This window comes from Paenibacillus sp. J31R122, assembly GCF_056269185.1.
This window is the reverse complement of the sequence record NZ_JBWDNM010000001.1, coordinates 152,651-169,254: the sequence shown is the minus strand read 5'-3', so window position 1 is coordinate 169,254 and position 16,604 is coordinate 152,651. Positions and strand designations below refer to the sequence as shown.

Annotated in this window: 14 protein-coding genes; 3 read left to right on the top strand and 11 right to left on the bottom strand. The window is 44.1% G+C overall.

From position 1 onward, the window contains the following. Positions 1–25: 25 nt before the first annotated feature. The 6 genes from AC0YN7_RS00650 to AC0YN7_RS00625 all read right to left on the bottom strand — a co-directional run bounded on the left by AC0YN7_RS00650 (position 26) and on the right by AC0YN7_RS00625 (position 7,606). Entirely contained in the window at positions 26–1,672 is a 1,647-nt protein-coding gene (locus AC0YN7_RS00650) for an ABC transporter permease (RefSeq protein WP_475808016.1), read from the bottom strand. Continuing rightward, on the bottom strand, positions 1,665–2,789 hold the full coding sequence (locus AC0YN7_RS00645; protein WP_475808015.1) for an ABC transporter ATP-binding protein: 1,125 nt from the start codon (positions 2,787–2,789) through the stop codon (positions 1,665–1,667). The genes AC0YN7_RS00650 and AC0YN7_RS00645 overlap by 8 nt, the downstream gene beginning before the upstream one ends. Before the next feature lie 96 nt (positions 2,790–2,885). After that, on the bottom strand, positions 2,886–3,947 hold the full coding sequence (locus AC0YN7_RS00640) for an ABC transporter substrate-binding protein (protein ID WP_475808014.1): 1,062 nt from the start codon (positions 3,945–3,947) through the stop codon (positions 2,886–2,888). A 147-nt stretch (positions 3,948–4,094) separates the two neighbouring features. Further along, positions 4,095–4,901 (bottom strand): PHP domain-containing protein, encoded by an 807-nt coding sequence (locus AC0YN7_RS00635; RefSeq protein WP_475808013.1) that lies wholly within the window; start codon positions 4,899–4,901, stop codon positions 4,095–4,097. Between the two features lie 165 nt (positions 4,902–5,066). After that, a complete protein-coding gene (locus AC0YN7_RS00630; RefSeq protein ID WP_475808012.1) occupies positions 5,067–5,894 on the bottom strand; it encodes a response regulator transcription factor in 828 nt (275 codons plus the stop codon). A gap of 2 nt (positions 5,895–5,896) precedes the next feature. After that, a complete protein-coding gene (locus AC0YN7_RS00625; RefSeq protein WP_475808011.1) occupies positions 5,897–7,606 on the bottom strand; it encodes a sensor histidine kinase in 1,710 nt (569 codons plus the stop codon). Positions 7,607–8,138: 532 nt separating this feature from the next. On the opposite strand from AC0YN7_RS00625, the gene AC0YN7_RS00620 reads away from it, so the two are divergent. From AC0YN7_RS00620 to AC0YN7_RS00610, 3 genes are all read left to right on the top strand, one after another. Further along, complete coding sequence (locus AC0YN7_RS00620) at positions 8,139–10,478, top strand: DUF7402 domain-containing protein (RefSeq protein ID WP_475808010.1); 2,340 nt, start codon at positions 8,139–8,141, stop codon at positions 10,476–10,478. A gap of 154 nt (positions 10,479–10,632) precedes the next feature. Further along, complete coding sequence (locus AC0YN7_RS00615; RefSeq protein WP_475808009.1) at positions 10,633–10,950, top strand: transposase; 318 nt, start codon at positions 10,633–10,635, stop codon at positions 10,948–10,950. 187 nt (positions 10,951–11,137) lie between these two features. Then, on the top strand, positions 11,138–11,545 hold the full coding sequence (locus tag AC0YN7_RS00610) for a helix-turn-helix transcriptional regulator (RefSeq protein ID WP_475808008.1): 408 nt from the start codon (positions 11,138–11,140) through the stop codon (positions 11,543–11,545). 126 nt (positions 11,546–11,671) lie between these two features. Here the strand turns inward: AC0YN7_RS00610 and AC0YN7_RS00605 are convergent, their stop codons facing one another. The 5 genes from AC0YN7_RS00605 to fba form a co-directional block, all read right to left on the bottom strand. Continuing rightward, positions 11,672–12,175 (bottom strand): MgtC/SapB family protein, encoded by a 504-nt coding sequence (locus tag AC0YN7_RS00605; RefSeq protein ID WP_475808007.1) that lies wholly within the window; start codon positions 12,173–12,175, stop codon positions 11,672–11,674. A gap of 563 nt (positions 12,176–12,738) precedes the next feature. Then, positions 12,739–13,749, bottom strand: a complete 1,011-nt coding sequence (locus AC0YN7_RS00600) for a LacI family DNA-binding transcriptional regulator (protein ID WP_475808006.1) — start codon at positions 13,747–13,749, stop codon at positions 12,739–12,741. A 109-nt stretch (positions 13,750–13,858) separates the two neighbouring features. Further along, positions 13,859–14,674 (bottom strand): 5-deoxy-glucuronate isomerase, encoded by an 816-nt coding sequence (gene iolB / locus AC0YN7_RS00595; protein ID WP_475808005.1) that lies wholly within the window; start codon positions 14,672–14,674, stop codon positions 13,859–13,861. Positions 14,675–14,678: 4 nt separating this feature from the next. Further along, entirely contained in the window at positions 14,679–15,710 is a 1,032-nt protein-coding gene (gene iolG / locus AC0YN7_RS00590) for an inositol 2-dehydrogenase (protein WP_475808004.1), read from the bottom strand. Next, positions 15,707–16,585, bottom strand: coding sequence for a class II fructose-1,6-bisphosphate aldolase (gene fba / locus AC0YN7_RS00585; protein ID WP_475808003.1), 879 nt, complete (start codon positions 16,583–16,585; stop codon positions 15,707–15,709). The genes iolG and fba overlap by 4 nt, the downstream gene beginning before the upstream one ends. Positions 16,586–16,604 lie beyond the last annotated feature (19 nt).

Genomic DNA, 16,604 nt, shown 5'->3' with positions numbered 1-16,604 from the left:
AAATACTCTGATCTGCTATAAATTGTTACATGGTGACAGATTTGTTCCCGGTCAGCTTGAAGAAAATCATTAGTACTATAATGGTTGTGAAAGTAAGAATGCTAGATATCGCTGCGGCTGTTCCGTAACTTGCCCTGACTACTTCCGCATATATGGCAACTGACATCGTTTTGGTACTACTGGTATAAAGAATAATAGATGCGCTTAATTCATTAATAACGTTTATCCAACTCAATATCGCTCCCGAGAGGACGCCCGGAAGCATCATGACCGCCGTAATCTTAAAAAATGTTTTTACCGGCGAAGACCCCAAACTGATGGATGCTTCCTCGATACTTGGGCTAATCTGGTAAATAATTGCCGCACTGGACCGAAGCGTATATGGAAGCTTTCTTATTACAAAAGCAAGCACCAGAATCATCACACTTCCGCTCAGCAGCATAGGCTTCTGATTAAACGCGAGAAGTAGAGTTAAGCCAAGCACTGATCCAGGTAAAACAAATGGAAACATTGAAATGGTATCGATTAAGGAAGTAAGCGCATTTCTTTTCCTTGTTGATAGGTAGGCTATGAACATCCCCAAAACAACGATAATAGCTAACGCTTCAAAGCCAAAAATATACGTATTGACTATCGATTCCCAAAGAGTATCAAAAACTATTCTATAACTCTCCAATGAAAAGGCTGCTATAAATCTGGTGCCTTTCGTTTCAAGGAAAGAGGTAATCATTACGGTCAACTGGGGAATAATTGCAAACAAAACAACGAAATAGATCATGATATGTGCCCAAATTCCACTAATCCCTTTGAATTTTGCCGGCTGTATTGGCCTTAAGGAGTTCATCGTAAAAGATTTCTTATTAAGATAAATTTTTTGACCAACAAATAATAAGGCTGTTATCAATACCATAATAGTTGCCAATGCTGCTGCAAAATTCGCCTGCCCGCCCACTTCGCTGATAAACTCGGAATAAATCATAACAGGCATGACATTAAACCCTTCCCCGATAAGCATCGGAGTTCCGAAATCCGCCATAGCATCCATAAATACCAAGAGCGAGCCAGCTAGCAATGTTGGAGCAATCAATGGCAGGATAATATTGAATACCTTCTTGAATGGACTGCATCCCAAACTCTCGGCCGCCTCGATGAGTGATGCATCAACCATCTTCAATGCTCCGGACACATAGAGATATATGAATGGAAATAATTTCAAAGTTAACACCAGAACAATACCACCAAAGCCATATATGCTAGGCATTTCGATTCCCAGAGTCGAGAAGAACTTCGTGATCACACCGCTGCGACCGCTAAGAAGGATCCAGGAATATGCTCCGATAAATGGCGGCGAAAGTATCGATATGATGATCAGGATTTCAATCATTTTTTTGCCTTTGATTTCGTATGCCGTCATAAGATAGGCCATCGGCGCGCCGATTAGAATGGATAAAAAAGTAACAGAAATAGAAATCTTGAAACTATTCAATAAACCTAGATAATAATATGGTTTCTCGAAAAACTTAATGAAATTTTGGAACGTAAACGTTCCTGTCACAGGATCTTTAAAGCTGCTTACTAACAACGAAAACATAGGATAGATCAGGAATAATGCTAATAATATAGCTATAACCAGGGCCATGATTGTCCAGAAATCTAATTTAATTTTAGTCATGCCTTTTCACGCCCTCGATTAAACTCCGTTCTCCATCCTCGGTAAACACGTTGATCTTTTCACTGTTTGGAGCGAGAAACAGCTCATCCATCACTTCGTAAAATTTACTCGCTTGACCCAAATCTTGAACAAATTCACAGGGATGTCCGGCATCTGTCATCATCTCTCCTTGGAGATTCACTTCATAATTAATATATTGACCCAGAAATGTACTTTTGTTGATTGTTGCCTTCAAGCCACTCTCTGCTACGAAAAATTGTTCGGGTCTAATCGCAATAATAACATTCTGTCCATCAAACACATCATCAGCCAAATTATGCATCAATATAGAATAGCCGTTTTGGAATTCGATGCGTTTTTCGTTTGCTTTTAACCGAATGGATCCCTTAAATAAGTTCGAATGACCCACGAATTTCGAGACGAATGTATTGAACGGACGAGTATAAATATTTCTCGGTTTTCCAACCTGCTGGATCACGCCATCCTTCATGACTGCAATTCGATCGGATATTGCCAAAGCCTCTTCTTGATCATGGGTTACATAGACGGTGGTAATACCTACATCCCTTTGTATTTCCCTTATCGCGGTTCTCATCTCAATTCTCAGCTTGGCATCCAGATTGGAGAGCGGTTCGTCCATCAGAAGAACACTGGGGCGAATGACAATAGCTCTTGCAAGAGCTACACGCTGTTGCTGGCCGCCGGAAAGCTTCTCCGGAAGTCTCTGCTTGTATTGATCAATCTTAACGATATTCATGATTTCTTCCGTTTTTTTCTTAATCTCTGCTTTGGGAAGCCTTCTCAGCTTTAATCCGTATTCTATATTTTGCTGTACTGTCAGGTGCGGGAATATGGCATAATTCTGGAACACCATGCCAATGTTTCTCTTGTGAGCCGAAATATCGTTGATGACTTGATCGCCAAAAAGGATTTCCCCTTCCTCGATTGAGTTAAACCCAGCAATCATTCTTAGCAATGTCGTTTTGCCGCAGCCCGATGGTCCAAGAAGTGTAAAAAACTCACCATTCTTTATTTCAACTGAAAGCCCCGGAATGATCGTAAGTTTAGCGTTATCATATTTTTTTACAACCTGGTTAACATGAATGGCAATGCTCACTTGATTTCCTCCCTTGCTATAGAAGCCTACAACATGTGTATGTCACAGGCTTCCATAGCACTCTAATTCTTATCGTAATGTAGTATCGACTATCACTTAATTGCTTGTGTAAACATCTTTAAACTTGTCGAGCCATGCTTGCGTGTTAACTAGCGATGATTCCAGATCTTCCGGAACGATCTTGATATCCGAAATCTGCTTTAACCCTGCTGGCGCAGTAATATCATTCCTGGAAGCACGCATATTAAGTTTCTCAGCTGTAAGAGTCTGCAAATCTTTGGATGTCAGGAAATCAACGAATTTTTTTGCATTCTCCATATTTTTGGCACCTTTAATAATTTGCACGGTGCCAGGCGATACGATTACGCCTTCATTCATGTAGACAACCTCTACCGGAGAACCTTGTCTGACAGCCGCGGACGCCAGCTCTTCGTGAGTGAAACCTACAGTATACTCGCCTTTAGCAACACCCTCGGGCACTGCGGACGAACTTCCGATAAGCTTGCCATCAAGATTCTTGACCAAGTCTTCGATGTAATCCCAGCCCTTATTCTCATCACCGGCACCCATAGTCTGTAATATGTTTGCTACGTGAGTTAAGCCTGTTGACGATTTGACAGGATCGGGAAATGCAATCTTGCCTTTCAGTTCTGGATTGAGAAGATCCACATAGCCTTCAACTTTAATATCGCCAATAAGATTTTTGTTCACGAGAAGCACCATCGGAATAATGTTGTTTCTGGTGATCATCCCTTCCGTATTTTTGGCCGAATCTATAATAGAGCTTTCATTCACTGATGTATAAGGTTCAAACAAATTTTGTTTCGGAGCAATAACCGATGCTGTTCCACCCCATTCAACATCGCCCAACGGATTTGCCTGTTCCGCTTCGATTCTCTTAAGCAGCTCACCGGTACCCGCAGTAACAACATCAACCTTAATTCCAGTTTGAGCTTCAAATTCAGGGATTACAACATTCATGACATCTTGCGCTGCTGCCGTATAAACGACGAGCGACTTGGATTCTGGTGCCTTAGCTGATGAATTTGCTGTTGGGCTGGTTGTTGCTTCCCCTGTATTTACTGATGTTGAGTTTGAGCAAGCAGCGGCTAAAAACAGTGTACTTGCCATCAGTCCGATTGCAAAAATCCGTTTCATTCTAACTCCTCCAAATATTTCTATTTTGTCTTCATATTTATTGTATTCTGTCTGAATAGGTCGAACAATCTGAAAATAAAGTACAATTATCCGAATAACTGAATTCACTTAAGTATAAAATTCCGACAAAGATACGATTCTAAGTCATCATTTTATACATATATTGCCACAAAAGTACAAAGGCGATTTCTGGCGTGCCATTCCATGCCAGTCCGTTCCGCCAGATACCTCCAAGTTTAATTTCTCACAGCAGAGTTCATACCAGCTGGATTCTTTAGGCGAGTGTTCGGGGTAATAGGCTTCTATACCATCTAACCCCAAATCTTTTAGTTGCTTAAATATACTTAATTCCCCCTCCAGGCTCATTTTCATGAGCTTAGGGTGAGCTAGAAATGCTTTTCCTCCGCTTTTCTTAATTACTTGCATGACTGTTTCAGCCGGGGCACCATATTCCTGCTTTACGTTACTAAAGCAATAATCAACAAGCCCTCCGTACTGCCACCAGTTGTTGAATAATCCATCACTCAGCATGGCTGAGAACACATCTGATAGATAAAGCCCCTTTCCTTTCTTATATCTATCATAAAACTCCACTTGTTCCCAAGAATAACCGAACTTATCAGCTACAAATTTATCAAAAGTATGCTTAGTGTAAGCTGTAGCTTCAAGGGATAAAGTATCCAGCAATTTGAGCAGCTCTATGTTTTTTATGTCGATCCCATACCCAAGAATATGTATGCCTTTCTGGCCAATGCGTGATGAAATTTCTACTCCAGGAATGGCTTCAATATTCGCTCGTGCAGCGGCAGCCATAAAAGCCTCTACTCCATCCACAGTATCGTGATCCGTTAAAGCAACTGATTTCATTTCATATTCTTGTGCCAGATTAATTAATTGTTCCGGTGTGTCCGTGCCGTCAGAATAACAGGAATGCATGTGATAATTGTATCTCAACTTTCTTTCATCCCTTCATATTTACTGTGTCTTCGAAATCATTTTAATAGAGACCAATAATCTGAACAATCCGAAAAAATAGTTTAACTATCCTAGTAAATGAACATAAATACTCTCAATAAAAAAACAGCTCATAAAGGTATCGACCTAATTGAGCTGTTTCTTCTAATCGTTAATTAAGCTTACTGATCTATTCTTGATGACTATTCGGTGACCGGACTTCATAAAATTGGTAGGATTTGTGCCTGTGTATTTTTTGAATACAGAGCAAAAATGTTTATACTCACTAAATCCAGTCATATTGGCTATCTCATAAATCCGACATTTACCAATGTTGAGCAATTCAACAGCTTTTTGAATTCTGTACTTGTTTAGGATATCCAAGAATGTCTGGGAAGTAACCTCCTTCAATTTTCGACTCATGTAACTCGGACTGACTCCCAGTTGACCGGAGATAGCTTCTATAGTCAGCTTTTGATCGTAATCGCTCTTAATGCGCTTGATCATCTCACTGACATAATAATTTTGTCTATGTTCGGTAAACAGATAACCATCCAAATCAATCAAATAATGATCGTTTTCCGTTTTCGTTATATTGACGAACTCGTCGTACACTTTGCCTTGTTTTATTTCTCGCTTGATATTCTCGATAATGCCTGCAAGCTTTATTTCATCTACGGGCTTTAACAAATATTCAAAAACTTTCAATGAGATTGCCTGTTTCGCATAATCGAACTCGCTATAGCTGGTCAGTATAATGCTTTGGAACGGATATATTTTCAAAGCTTGCTCTACCATTTCTAACCCATTCATGACACACATCCGGATATCAGTAATGACTAAGTCGGGACGGTGCTGCTCAATCAATTGGAGTCCTTCCTGCCCGTCACCGGCATCACCTACAATGGTACAATTCATAGACAGCCAATCAACCGTGTGAACTAGCCCTTTTCTAATAATTTCCTCGTCTTCCACAATAACTACCTTCAACACGATTATACTCCCCCTTGACTAACAGGTATTGTAATTTTGACAACTGTCCCGCCGTGATGCTCGCTTGATAAGTCTACTCCGTAATTTTCACCATAAATTAGCTGTACTCTCCGATGAACATTGTACAAACCGATATGGGATGAATTGTTTTTATTCCGCTTTAGAATTTCCTTGATGTTTTGCAAAACATTCGGCTCCATCCCCTTACCATTATCACGAATGACGACGACCAGATGTTTTTCAGTAATGACCGCTTTAATCTGTATATTCAAGGACTTACGGCTAGCAAATCCGTGTATGATTGAATTTTCTATAATCGGCTGCACGATAAGCCTTGGGACAATGCAGTCCAGTGCAGCTTCATCCACATGGATCTCGTAATCAAAACTTTTACCAAAACGGTATTTTTGAATGAATAAATAGTTCTTGGTATACTCAATATCTTCCCCGAGGCTAACCTCCGTAATGGTGCTATTGATACTGTATCTTAACAAATTGGATAACACGATGATCATCTTATCAGCAGTAGAAGGATCCATTTTTACCATATAACGAATCGTTTCCAGCGTGTTGAAAAGAAAGTGAGGATTAAATTGGGACTCCAGTTGTTTAATTTCGGATACTACGTTTTGCCGGGCCTTTTCATTGTTCGCTTCAATCAACTTTTTAATATCGGCAAGCATTTGATTGTAAGTTTCTGCAAAGACTTGGAATTCATCGTTCGTACTGACTATGAGCCGGGTATCCAAATTACCGTGTTGAACATTCTCAATCGCCCTTACTATGTCATCTAAGGCTCTGGTCTTACTGTTGGCAATTTTTATTGCTGATATGAACGTTGTCAAGGCAAACATGCCGACAAGCAAGCCTAATAATGAACCTGCCAGAATTAGCATCGATTTAAAGTAACCGACAGAGGTGAGTGTATAAATAATAACAAGCCCATCTAGTATTTCTGTTCTTGTCACATATTCAGTATCTTTATTCGATTTGACAATTCCGGATTTATCTCTCAAATTCGAATCAATTTTTCCTAATTGATCGACTAGCAATTCATTTGTGTCTGCAATTACATATCCGAAGTAATCAGTTATAACGACACTAGTTGAAAAATTTGTGCTGATAAGCTTGACTAAGTCACTTTGGTTAATGTCGAAGATAATAAATCCGATTACACGGCTTTCCTTTACTATGGCTTTGCCAATGGTCAAGCTTCGACTGTGGTCAATAAAACCATGTTCCCTGACCAATATGACTTCTTCAGGGCTATCCAGCATTCTTCGAAGGAGTCCCCATTTCACAGAATCATTACCTTGGACATATTCGGGGATATGATTCGAGCTTTGTAATATAGGGTTAAGCTTATCGTCAAACACAAAGAAATTACCCTTTATTTGCATTTGATTTATGAAATTGTATAACTCTCCGTATATTTCGCTGTTCGGAAGCTTCGACTCCAGTGATGTTAACAAGCTACTATCTTTTGACATAAGATAGGCTTGATTCTGATAAGAACCTATAATATTACTTACTGTCTCGGCGATCTGGACGTTGTAATCATAGTTGCTTGAAACAATCGTCTTATAAAAACTAGAAAATAAAAGGATATAACTGGTAAGTGCAACGATGATAACTGGAGTAAACGCATAAATGATAAATGTTTTTTTTATATCATCCCTGAATCGTTTATACTTTTTTTGTTTTTTTGTCATTTTTCTCCTTGCACTCGTTACATCTGTTTATTTATATATTACTTCAGATGACATGACATTTCATTTCATTTACAGAACCTTTAAAAACTTGTGTATCTTCCGCGACACCATATATGGTAACTTGATAAAAAAAGCCGGCATCGCCGGCTTCTTCAACACAGAACTTATGGATACAGGAGCGTCCGGTCAAAGCCTAAAGATATAGCGTTGAGGAAGCGCTGTCATAATACCATTCCTTCTGCCGATCAAGCTCTCCTTCTCTTGTCAACTAAAATTGACTTTTTAAAACAAATTATCCTTATCTTAACAATATATTAAATAGAATATATCAGTGATAGTTGATACGATAAATTGGTGTGGAGATCTTGTAGCAAGAGCTGTATAGGATCAATGCTAGCGAATTCAGCTCAAAAGCTTTACGACGAGGGAGGGAAATATGATTCGACGTTAACGGGCAAAGCAAGACGACAAACGCTCATTTCTTAACTCTATTGTTGCTTTTTTACTTAAAAAAATCTAGGAGAGTGGTAGCTTGTTTATAAAATCAATTTTTAAGAAATCAATTCTCGTCGGCACCATATTGTCCTTGTTGGCGGTCTCGTTCGCGATGGGGACATCCGTTACGGCGGCGGAATCTTCTGATTTGGAGAAGGTTCAAATCAGAGCGATGTCCTACAACATGCATCACGCTGCAGGATCGGATGGGAAATTGGACTTGAAACGGATCGGTGACATTATCAAAGACTCGAATGCCGACATCATCGGCCTGCAAGAAGTAGATAATAACTTCGGTCCTCGGAGCAATTTCGAAGATCAAGCCAGACGGCTGTCCGAGTATCTGGGCATGGAATTCGCGTACGGGGCAAATCTGAATTCGAATGGCCATCAATACGGAACGGCCGTTTTAAGCAAATATCCGATTGTTTCTTCCGAGAATCACTTCCTTTTCAGCTTGGGCGAACAACGGGGATTGTTGGAAACCGTAGTCGACGTTAAAGGAACCCAATTCCGTTTCTTCAACACCCATCTTGATTGGGAAAGAGCGTCAGAACGGACGCAGCAGATCAAGGAAATACTAGCGTGGGGTGAGAAAAGCGAAGGACCAGCTATCTTCGTCGGCGACTTCAATGCTCTTCCGAACAGCGCCGAAATGCAACCGATGATGCAAGCCTATAACGATGTGTTCGGCTCATTGGGTCAGAACGAGGATTACACCGATCCGTTGCCGAACCCGGTAAAACGAATCGATTATATCTTTGCCTCCAAAAATATAGTGATGAAGAACGCGGATGTCCTGCTAAAGGAAACGACCCGTATCGCTTCCGACCATCTGCCAATTATTGCGGATTTGATATATGGATCGACAGAGACTAAATTGAACAGCATCACTGCGCCTGCTGACATAACAGACGTGGCGATCGGAACGGCGAATACAGCGGACGCCCTTGGATTGCCTGCCAAAGTAACGCTTGTAACCGATTTGGGATACTTGGTTGCCAATGTGAATTGGGATGTAGATAGTGCAAGCTACAATCCAACTGCCACGACAGCGCAGACCTTCACTGTAAATGGATCTGTAACTTTGCCACCTGGGGTGTTAAATCCCGATAACGTGCCTTTGACAACAAGAATTACAGTAACTGTTAATAAGATCCCAGCGTTGAACGCAACATTTACCGCTTCATCGTATTACAATGCCAGTTATACTCCTGACAAAGTGTTCGACGGCATAGGGCAAGCGGTTATGGGCGAATGGGCCTCCAAGGGAGAAAAGAATCCATGGATCCAGGTGAATTGGCCGACGAGTCAAACGTTCGACAAGATTATTTTCAATGATCGGCCTAATTCAGCGGACTGGGCGCCCGGCGGAACGCTTACCTTTAGCGACGGAAGCACTTTTGCGGTTTCAGGAATCCCGAATGATGGAAGCGCTTATTCTGTAACTTTCCCTGAGAAGACGGTGACATGGGTCAAATTCCAGGTATCCGGAGGAAGCGGATCAAATGTCGGTTTGTCGGAAATGAAAATTTTCGCGCCGGTGCCTCCGGCTGCAATGCCTCAGACTACATTGACTGGTTTACAGCAGGTGAACGCTGGTCAAATATTTGATGTAAAGATGGGATTGACCGGCGTAACACAAAGTGTATACCAGCAAATGTATGCCCAAGATTTGACGCTGCATTATAATCCAGCGAATTTACAATTCGATTCGGTTACATCGCTGAAAGATGGATTCCAAGTCATTGAACAACAAGAGACAACGCCGGGGCAAATTCGGATTATTGCTGCCAGCGTGGAAGCAAACCAAGGGATACTTGCCGAAGGCGATTTACTGAATTTCAAATTTACAGCCAAATCTACAGCGGAGGCAGCGACAATTTCTGTCGACAATGTTGTGATTGCTAATGGACAGGGGAATGAACTGCAGGTCGGCGGAGCCTCCCACGAGATACAAATTAGTATACCTGTGGATAAATCACTCTTGAATGCTTTAATCACAAGCGCTCAGGCTATGCACGATGAAGCAGAGGAAGGCAATGAGCACGGCCAGTATGTGAATGGATCCAAAGCGCAATTGCAGTCGGCAATCACCGAGGCCAAAGCGACAGCAAACGATCCGAATGCCACTCAGCAGCAGGTGGATAGCGCGAAAGCTGCATTGGAAGCGGCCATTCAAGTGTTTGACACCAAGAAAATCAATGCCGATGTCAATGGGGATGGAAAAATTTCTATTGGAGACTTGGCTATTGTTGCAGCGGCTTACAGCAAAGAAGAAGGTCAAGAGGGCTGGAACGGGAATGCGGATGTCAATAAAGACGGCAATGTTGACATTGCAGATCTTGCAATCGTAGCCAAAGCGATTTTGCAATAAAACAACCCCGCAAACTGTGGGATGGAAAATCTGTTTGCTTAGTTAGATTAGTGAAATTCAGGATTGAAGTAGGGGGAGATTTATTATTCTCCCCCCATACTTGAATTCAGCTTCGGGAACGTGACTAACTGATACTACTCAACAGCACAAAGACGTGTCTGGGTTGATCGTTCACAGCGATCAAGGCTTCCAGTACACGTCTCATGCTTACCACGACATGCTGCCTACGGTTGGCGCCAAAATCAGCATGTCGCGTCGCGGTAATTGTCTAGACAATGCCGCTATGGAAAGCTTCTTCTCGCACCTTAAAGCGGAAGCGCTCTATCCATATGATATCCGTTCAATTGAAGAGGCTCAACAACGAATTGAAGCTTTTATCCAATTTTATAACGAAGAACGTATCCAAATAAAGTTAAACAAGCTGACACCGATCCAGCTTAAGTCATTAAAATTAGCATTACAGAGGAAATGAACAGTCATTTGCTTTATTCTGGTTATCACGGAATCAGTTTTTTCCGCAAGCTTAACGAAATCATTGTGATACACGCTTCTAAGGACACGGATACTCATCTCATTCAAGACTGTATTCGAATCCTGTTGAATTATTTCCATAAACCTTTTAAGGTCGGTTCCAGCCGAAGCAAATACCCCCTCAGCAATTGCCAGAAGCATATGAGGATGCTCTACAGTATTCTACTGCTATACAAGATTTTATAATTACAAAAAACATAACAGATCACCAAGGTGTCTTAATTGACAAAGCAGTAGAGTTTTGTAAACGCTTTTATACGACAGACATTAATCTGCAGAAAATTGCTGACCATTTGGATATAAACAAATTTCATTTCTGCAATCTGTTTAAGGATCAATTGCATGTAACCTTCTGGGATTATGTGACCAATCTGCGTATAGACCACGCCAAGAATTTACTTCAAACAAGTGAGGAACGAGTCTCTGGTATAGCCATTCAAAGCGGATATATTAACACCAGTCACTTTGGACGAGTCTTCAAGGAAATCACCGGCGTTACGCCAGCTGAATACCGCAGACAGGTTAAAACATCTTAATCGGTTTGAGGGAGCAAACGTCTTTGAGAGCAAAAAAAACTGATTACTTAAAAAGTGTGGTATGCACTTTTTAAGTAATCAGGATTTACGGATTCCTGGCAGAGACCACAAGAAAACGTTCATACCTTATGCCGACAAATCGATATCGTCTATGGTATGAAGCCGGTCATGCTCCTTCTTCTCGATCCAGCCGCCTACCCGAATAAATAAAAAGACGGTAACCATCGTAAAAATGACGATACCATAGAAACCTGCCCCGATACCGATTCCAACCCCGCCAGCGAATAATATCATCGCCGCAGAAGTTAGACCCTTCACCTCGAATCCTGTTTTCATAATGAGTCCCGCTCCAAGAAAACCGAGACCGGAAACAATTTGAGCGGTCAAGCGCATCGGGTCCATCATCGTTCGATCATGCATATGGCCGTATCTCGCCACGCTTTCAATCGACACGATCGTGATGAGCGTAGATGCGACCGTCACGAACGTATACGTCTTCACACCCGCAGGTTTATTCTTGTGCGTACGATCGAACCCGATCAACAGCCCCAGGATGGCGCTAATTAAAATACGGAAATACATTTCAAAATCAGTAAAAAAATCAACAATAAGTGAAGTAAACTGTGTCATAAACCCACCTCATTTACTTAGACACACTCTCGTTTCCACTGATGATCGGTGAACAAGAGCTGCGTTCAATAATTTTACTGCTTACCATAAAGTCGTTCGGGTAATCGCTTTCAAGCATGCTAAACCTCGTTCCCGTAAGCCGTTAGAGTCAAGCCTCGTTTGCAAGCTTGCTGTGAACGCCTTTCAGCTTAATTCCTCCGCGTAATGACAAGCTGTAAAATGATTATAGCCTACTTCGCACAGCTCTGGAACTTCTTTCACACATTTTTCAGTGCGGTATGCGCATCTTGGATGGAAATGACCGTCGCTGGGCGGATTAACAGGAATACGAGCCTGGCTCGATGAACGAGTCCTGCTCACCGACCACAGACTGACAGAGAGCCCTTCAGGCTGCCTGAAGGGCTTTTCTTCACTTAATAAGTATAAGACCAATAGTATCCGCTGCGCGTATTAGGCAAGCTCGGCGTCCAACTTTGGAAGATGTCCAGCATATGCGCTCTTCATTTCGCGGCTTAAGTTGTTTCCGATCTTGACAATTCGCGAGAGAACACCCTTCCCCCATATTAATTTGTTGGTGTACCTGTGGATTCCCGGACGACCAGCTCGGGTTGCATAACGATCCTTTGCTTAATTTCATCCGTGTTCTCCGCGCTGCGAATTAGCAAATCGAACGCCAGCTTGACCATTTGGTCCATCGGCTGGGCGATCGTCGTAAGCTCTGGATTCGTCACAGTAGACAGAATCGTATCGTCAAAGCCGATAATCGACAGCTGCTCCGGTACCCGTACTCCTGCTTCCTTGGCGGCTTGCAATGCACCGATTGCAAGCAAATCGTTGCAGCAGAATATCGCCGATGGACGCTTTTCCCCGCGGATTAGCGCCGCAGCCGCCCGTTTTCCATCTCTAATGCTGGAATCGCATGACAAAATGTAGGCATCGTCTAAGGCAATTCCCGCCTCGAACAAGGCGAATCTAAAGCCTCTTATCCGCTCGAAGCTGCTTGTTACTTTAAAGTTTTCAGATAACACCGCCATTCTGCGATGACCTCTGCCAAGCAAATGCTCGGCGGCAAGCGACCCGCCTTTGAAATCGTCCGTAAGCACGCTGTGAACCGGCATCGCGACGGCTTCCCTAGCAATCATAACGATTGGCAGTGATTTTTCTACCAGCTGCGTCAAAATATCTGCATTTTCCACGCCGGTCCCGATTAAAATGCCGTCTACGCTTTTTTGCTCCAACAGCCGAATATATTTCTCTACCCGATCATCCTTGTTGTCTGTGCTGCAGACGATGACGCTATATCCTTCGAAATGCGCCAAATCCTCCACAGTACGGGCAATCTCGGAGAAAAAGGGGTTGGATACATCGGGAATGAGCAGACCGATTGTGTACGTTTTCTTACCCATCAACGCCGAAGCGATTACGCTCGGCTGGTACTGGAGACGCTCCATTACCTTAAATATTTCATCCCGCGTTCTCTTGCTTACTTTTCCTTTGCCGTTTATCGCATTGGAGACGGTCGCGATGGAAACGCCTGCCTCCTTGGCAACATCATATATCGTGGTCGCTTTCATGCCCAACCTCATTACCCTAGGATGTTAAGGACAGGCTATAAGCCCCCTTACCCGGATATTATCCGATTTTTCCGCTATATTTGCAAACAATTTGCAAATATAACGGTGACTACGGCTGCTGCCTTGTTGCGATCCAAGCATGATCTGGATCGTTATGGAACTTCCAGATGCGGGTTGGACCCGCCATAACGTTAAGATAGTATACCTGGTAGCCCGGAGGCGCCGAAACCGGATGATACCCTTGCGGAACAAGCACCGCTTCACCGTCTTTGACCGCCAAAGTCTCGTCAAGCGAGCGGTCATCCGTATAGACGCGCTGGATGGCGAAGCCCTGCTCAGGCTTTACATGGTAATAGTAGGTTTCCTCCAGCAGCGACTCCTCGGGAAGCGTGTCGCGATCATGCTTGTGCGGCGGGTAACTGGACCAATGTCCTTCCGGTGTAAACACTTCAACGACAAGCAGACTGTCTGCAGGCTCTTGCTCGGGCAAAATATTGTGAATGTGCCGCTGCGTAGTTCCCGTCCCGCGGACCTCGACGCCGACGTCTCCCGGTGCGATAAGACGTGCGGGATGGTTGCCTTTTCCAGGCGCTTCGCATACGGCAAGCTCCACTTTCGTAAGAGCCTCCAGCTCGTATTTGTCGTCGTTTGGCACGTAGACGGAATAAGGAGGCGTTTGCTCGAAGACGCTCATTCTTTGGCCTATATTCGTCCATGAGGATTTCGCCGTCGTCACGTTGGCTAATCCGCCGAGCAGCACTAGGCAAACTTCATTCTCACCCGTTGCGCGGCTTAACTTCTCCCCCGGATTTAATTGGTAAACTTCGAAGCCGACATAGCTCCAGCCTGCCGATTCCGGAGTAATCGAAAGTACGGGAGTAAGTCCCGAAGCTTGATGCTGTGGGCTAACGATCAGTTTGCTCATTCGATTACACCCCTTCTTTCAATTCCATAAGCTCCGAGAGCTTGACGCTGCGGTTGTCGCGCAGAGAAAGCTTCGCTGCGAGCGCGATTCTCTCTGCCTGGCATGCATCTGCTCCGCTGACCGAAACTTCGCCGCCTTGAAGTAAAACATTGATAAACTGCTCCGTTTCTTCGATATATGCCATATTGTAGCGCTCTAGGAAGAAATGAAGCGGCTTCTCGCTGATGACGCCTTCTTCCGTGCTGAGCACAGCCGTATTAGGGTGATCGTTCGTTGCTGCCACGGCACCTTTCGAGCCGAATACTTCGGCGCGCTGATCATAGCCGTACACCGCTTTGCGACTGCAATCGATAACTCCAAGTGCGCCGTTAGCGAAGCGGAGCGTCACGATCGCCGTATCGACGTCGTCGTGCTTGCCAAATACTGGGTCAATAAGTACACTGCCTTGTGCGTATACTTCTTCTACCTCGCTGCCCGAAAGGAAGCGAGCCATGTCGAAATCATGGATCATCATATCCATGAAAATACCGCCCGATACTTTAATATAGGCTTCCGGCGGAGGTGCAGGATCGCGGGAAGTAATCTTGATTAGATGGGTTTCGCCGATCGCTCCGGCTTGAACATGATCGCGGATTCGCTTGAAGTTATGATCGAATCGGCGGTTGAAGCCAACTTGAAGCTGAACGCCGGCTTTGCGAACCTCTTCCAGCGCTTCCTCCGTCTGGCGTATATCCATGCTAACCGGCTTTTCGCAAAAAATATGCTTGCCCTGCTGTGCCGCACGTTTAATGAGAGGCACATGCGTATCCGTGGAAGAGCAAATGAAAACAGCGTCTATGTCCGGATTTGCCAGCAGCTCATCGCTATCCTTTGTCACGATGTGAATACCTCTTTCCAGCGCCCACTCGGTCAGTTCAGGACCGGCAAAAAGATCGCTGATCGCTACGATTTCCGCTTGCGGATGTCTCCTTAAATTGTCGGCGTGGATTTTGCCGATTCTTCCTGCGCCGATGATGCCGATTCTAATTTTTGTCATACTCGTCCGCCTTTCTCTTGTCCCGAGCTGCCGAAAAGCCGCATTTTGTCGCGGACGGCAGCCTTGATCGCTTCGCGCGCTGGATTCAAATAATGTCTTGGATCATAGGTTTCCGGATGGTTTTGCAAATAGTCCCGGATCGTCTGCGTAAAGACGGTTTGGCTATCGGTATTGACGTTGACTTTTGCCGTTCCCGATGCGATAGCCTCCCGGATTTCAGCTTCGGGGATGCCGCTTCCTCCGTGAAGTACAAGAGGTACACCAGTAAGCGAATGAATTTCCTTCATCCGGTCTAGCCCAAGCTTGGGCTGACCGCGGTAAGGGCCGTGAACGGAACCAAGCGCGGGAGCTAGGCAGTCGATGCCCGTCTCCTTCACCATACGCACGCAGTCCGCCGATTCCGCATAGGAAGCCTCTGCTTCCAGCACTTCCAGATCGTCTTCGCGTCCGCCGATTCTACCAAGCTCCGCTTCGACGGAAGCGCCCAGCACGTGGGCTGCCTTCGTTACCATTTTCGTGGTCTCAATGTTCGTCTCCAGTGAATGATGCGAAGCGTCGATCATGACGGAGGTGAAACCCGCTTTAAGCGCCCGGATGCAAACCTCGTAAGAGGAGCCATGGTCGAGATGCAAAGCGACGGGTACCGTAATTCCATAATGTTCGATCAACGTTTTTACCATGCCGTAGATGTAAGGCAGTCCCCCCATATAGGGAATGTAAGCCTCGCTCACACCGAGGATAACCGGTGAAGCCTCCTCTTGCGCGGCGGTCAAAATAGCTTGCGTGAATTCAAGATTATTCAAATTGAATTGCCCAACCGCATAGCCGACCGCATTCGCCGTGCGAAGCATGTCAGTCATCGATACTAAAGTCATTTCGGATCAGCCTCCAAGC

What these genes read in the sequence shown, in the direction of transcription:
- AC0YN7_RS00650 (WP_475808016.1), bottom strand. Translation starts at nt 1,672, where the DNA reads ATGACTAAAATTAAATTAGATTTCTGGACAATCATGGCCCTGGTTATA.
- AC0YN7_RS00640 (WP_475808014.1), bottom strand. Translation starts at nt 3,947, where the DNA reads ATGAAACGGATTTTTGCAATCGGACTGATGGCAAGTACACTGTTTTTA.
- AC0YN7_RS00625 (WP_475808011.1), bottom strand. Translation starts at nt 7,606, where the DNA reads ATGACAAAAAAACAAAAAAAGTATAAACGATTCAGGGATGATATAAAA.
- AC0YN7_RS00605 (WP_475808007.1), bottom strand. Translation starts at nt 12,175, where the DNA reads ATGACACAGTTTACTTCACTTATTGTTGATTTTTTTACTGATTTTGAA.
- AC0YN7_RS00600 (WP_475808006.1), bottom strand. Translation starts at nt 13,749, where the DNA reads ATGAAAGCGACCACGATATATGATGTTGCCAAGGAGGCAGGCGTTTCC.
- iolB (WP_475808005.1), bottom strand. Translation starts at nt 14,674, where the DNA reads ATGAGCAAACTGATCGTTAGCCCACAGCATCAAGCTTCGGGACTTACT.
- iolG (WP_475808004.1), bottom strand. Translation starts at nt 15,710, where the DNA reads ATGACAAAAATTAGAATCGGCATCATCGGCGCAGGAAGAATCGGCAAA.
- fba (WP_475808003.1), bottom strand. Translation starts at nt 16,585, where the DNA reads ATGACTTTAGTATCGATGACTGACATGCTTCGCACGGCGAATGCGGTC.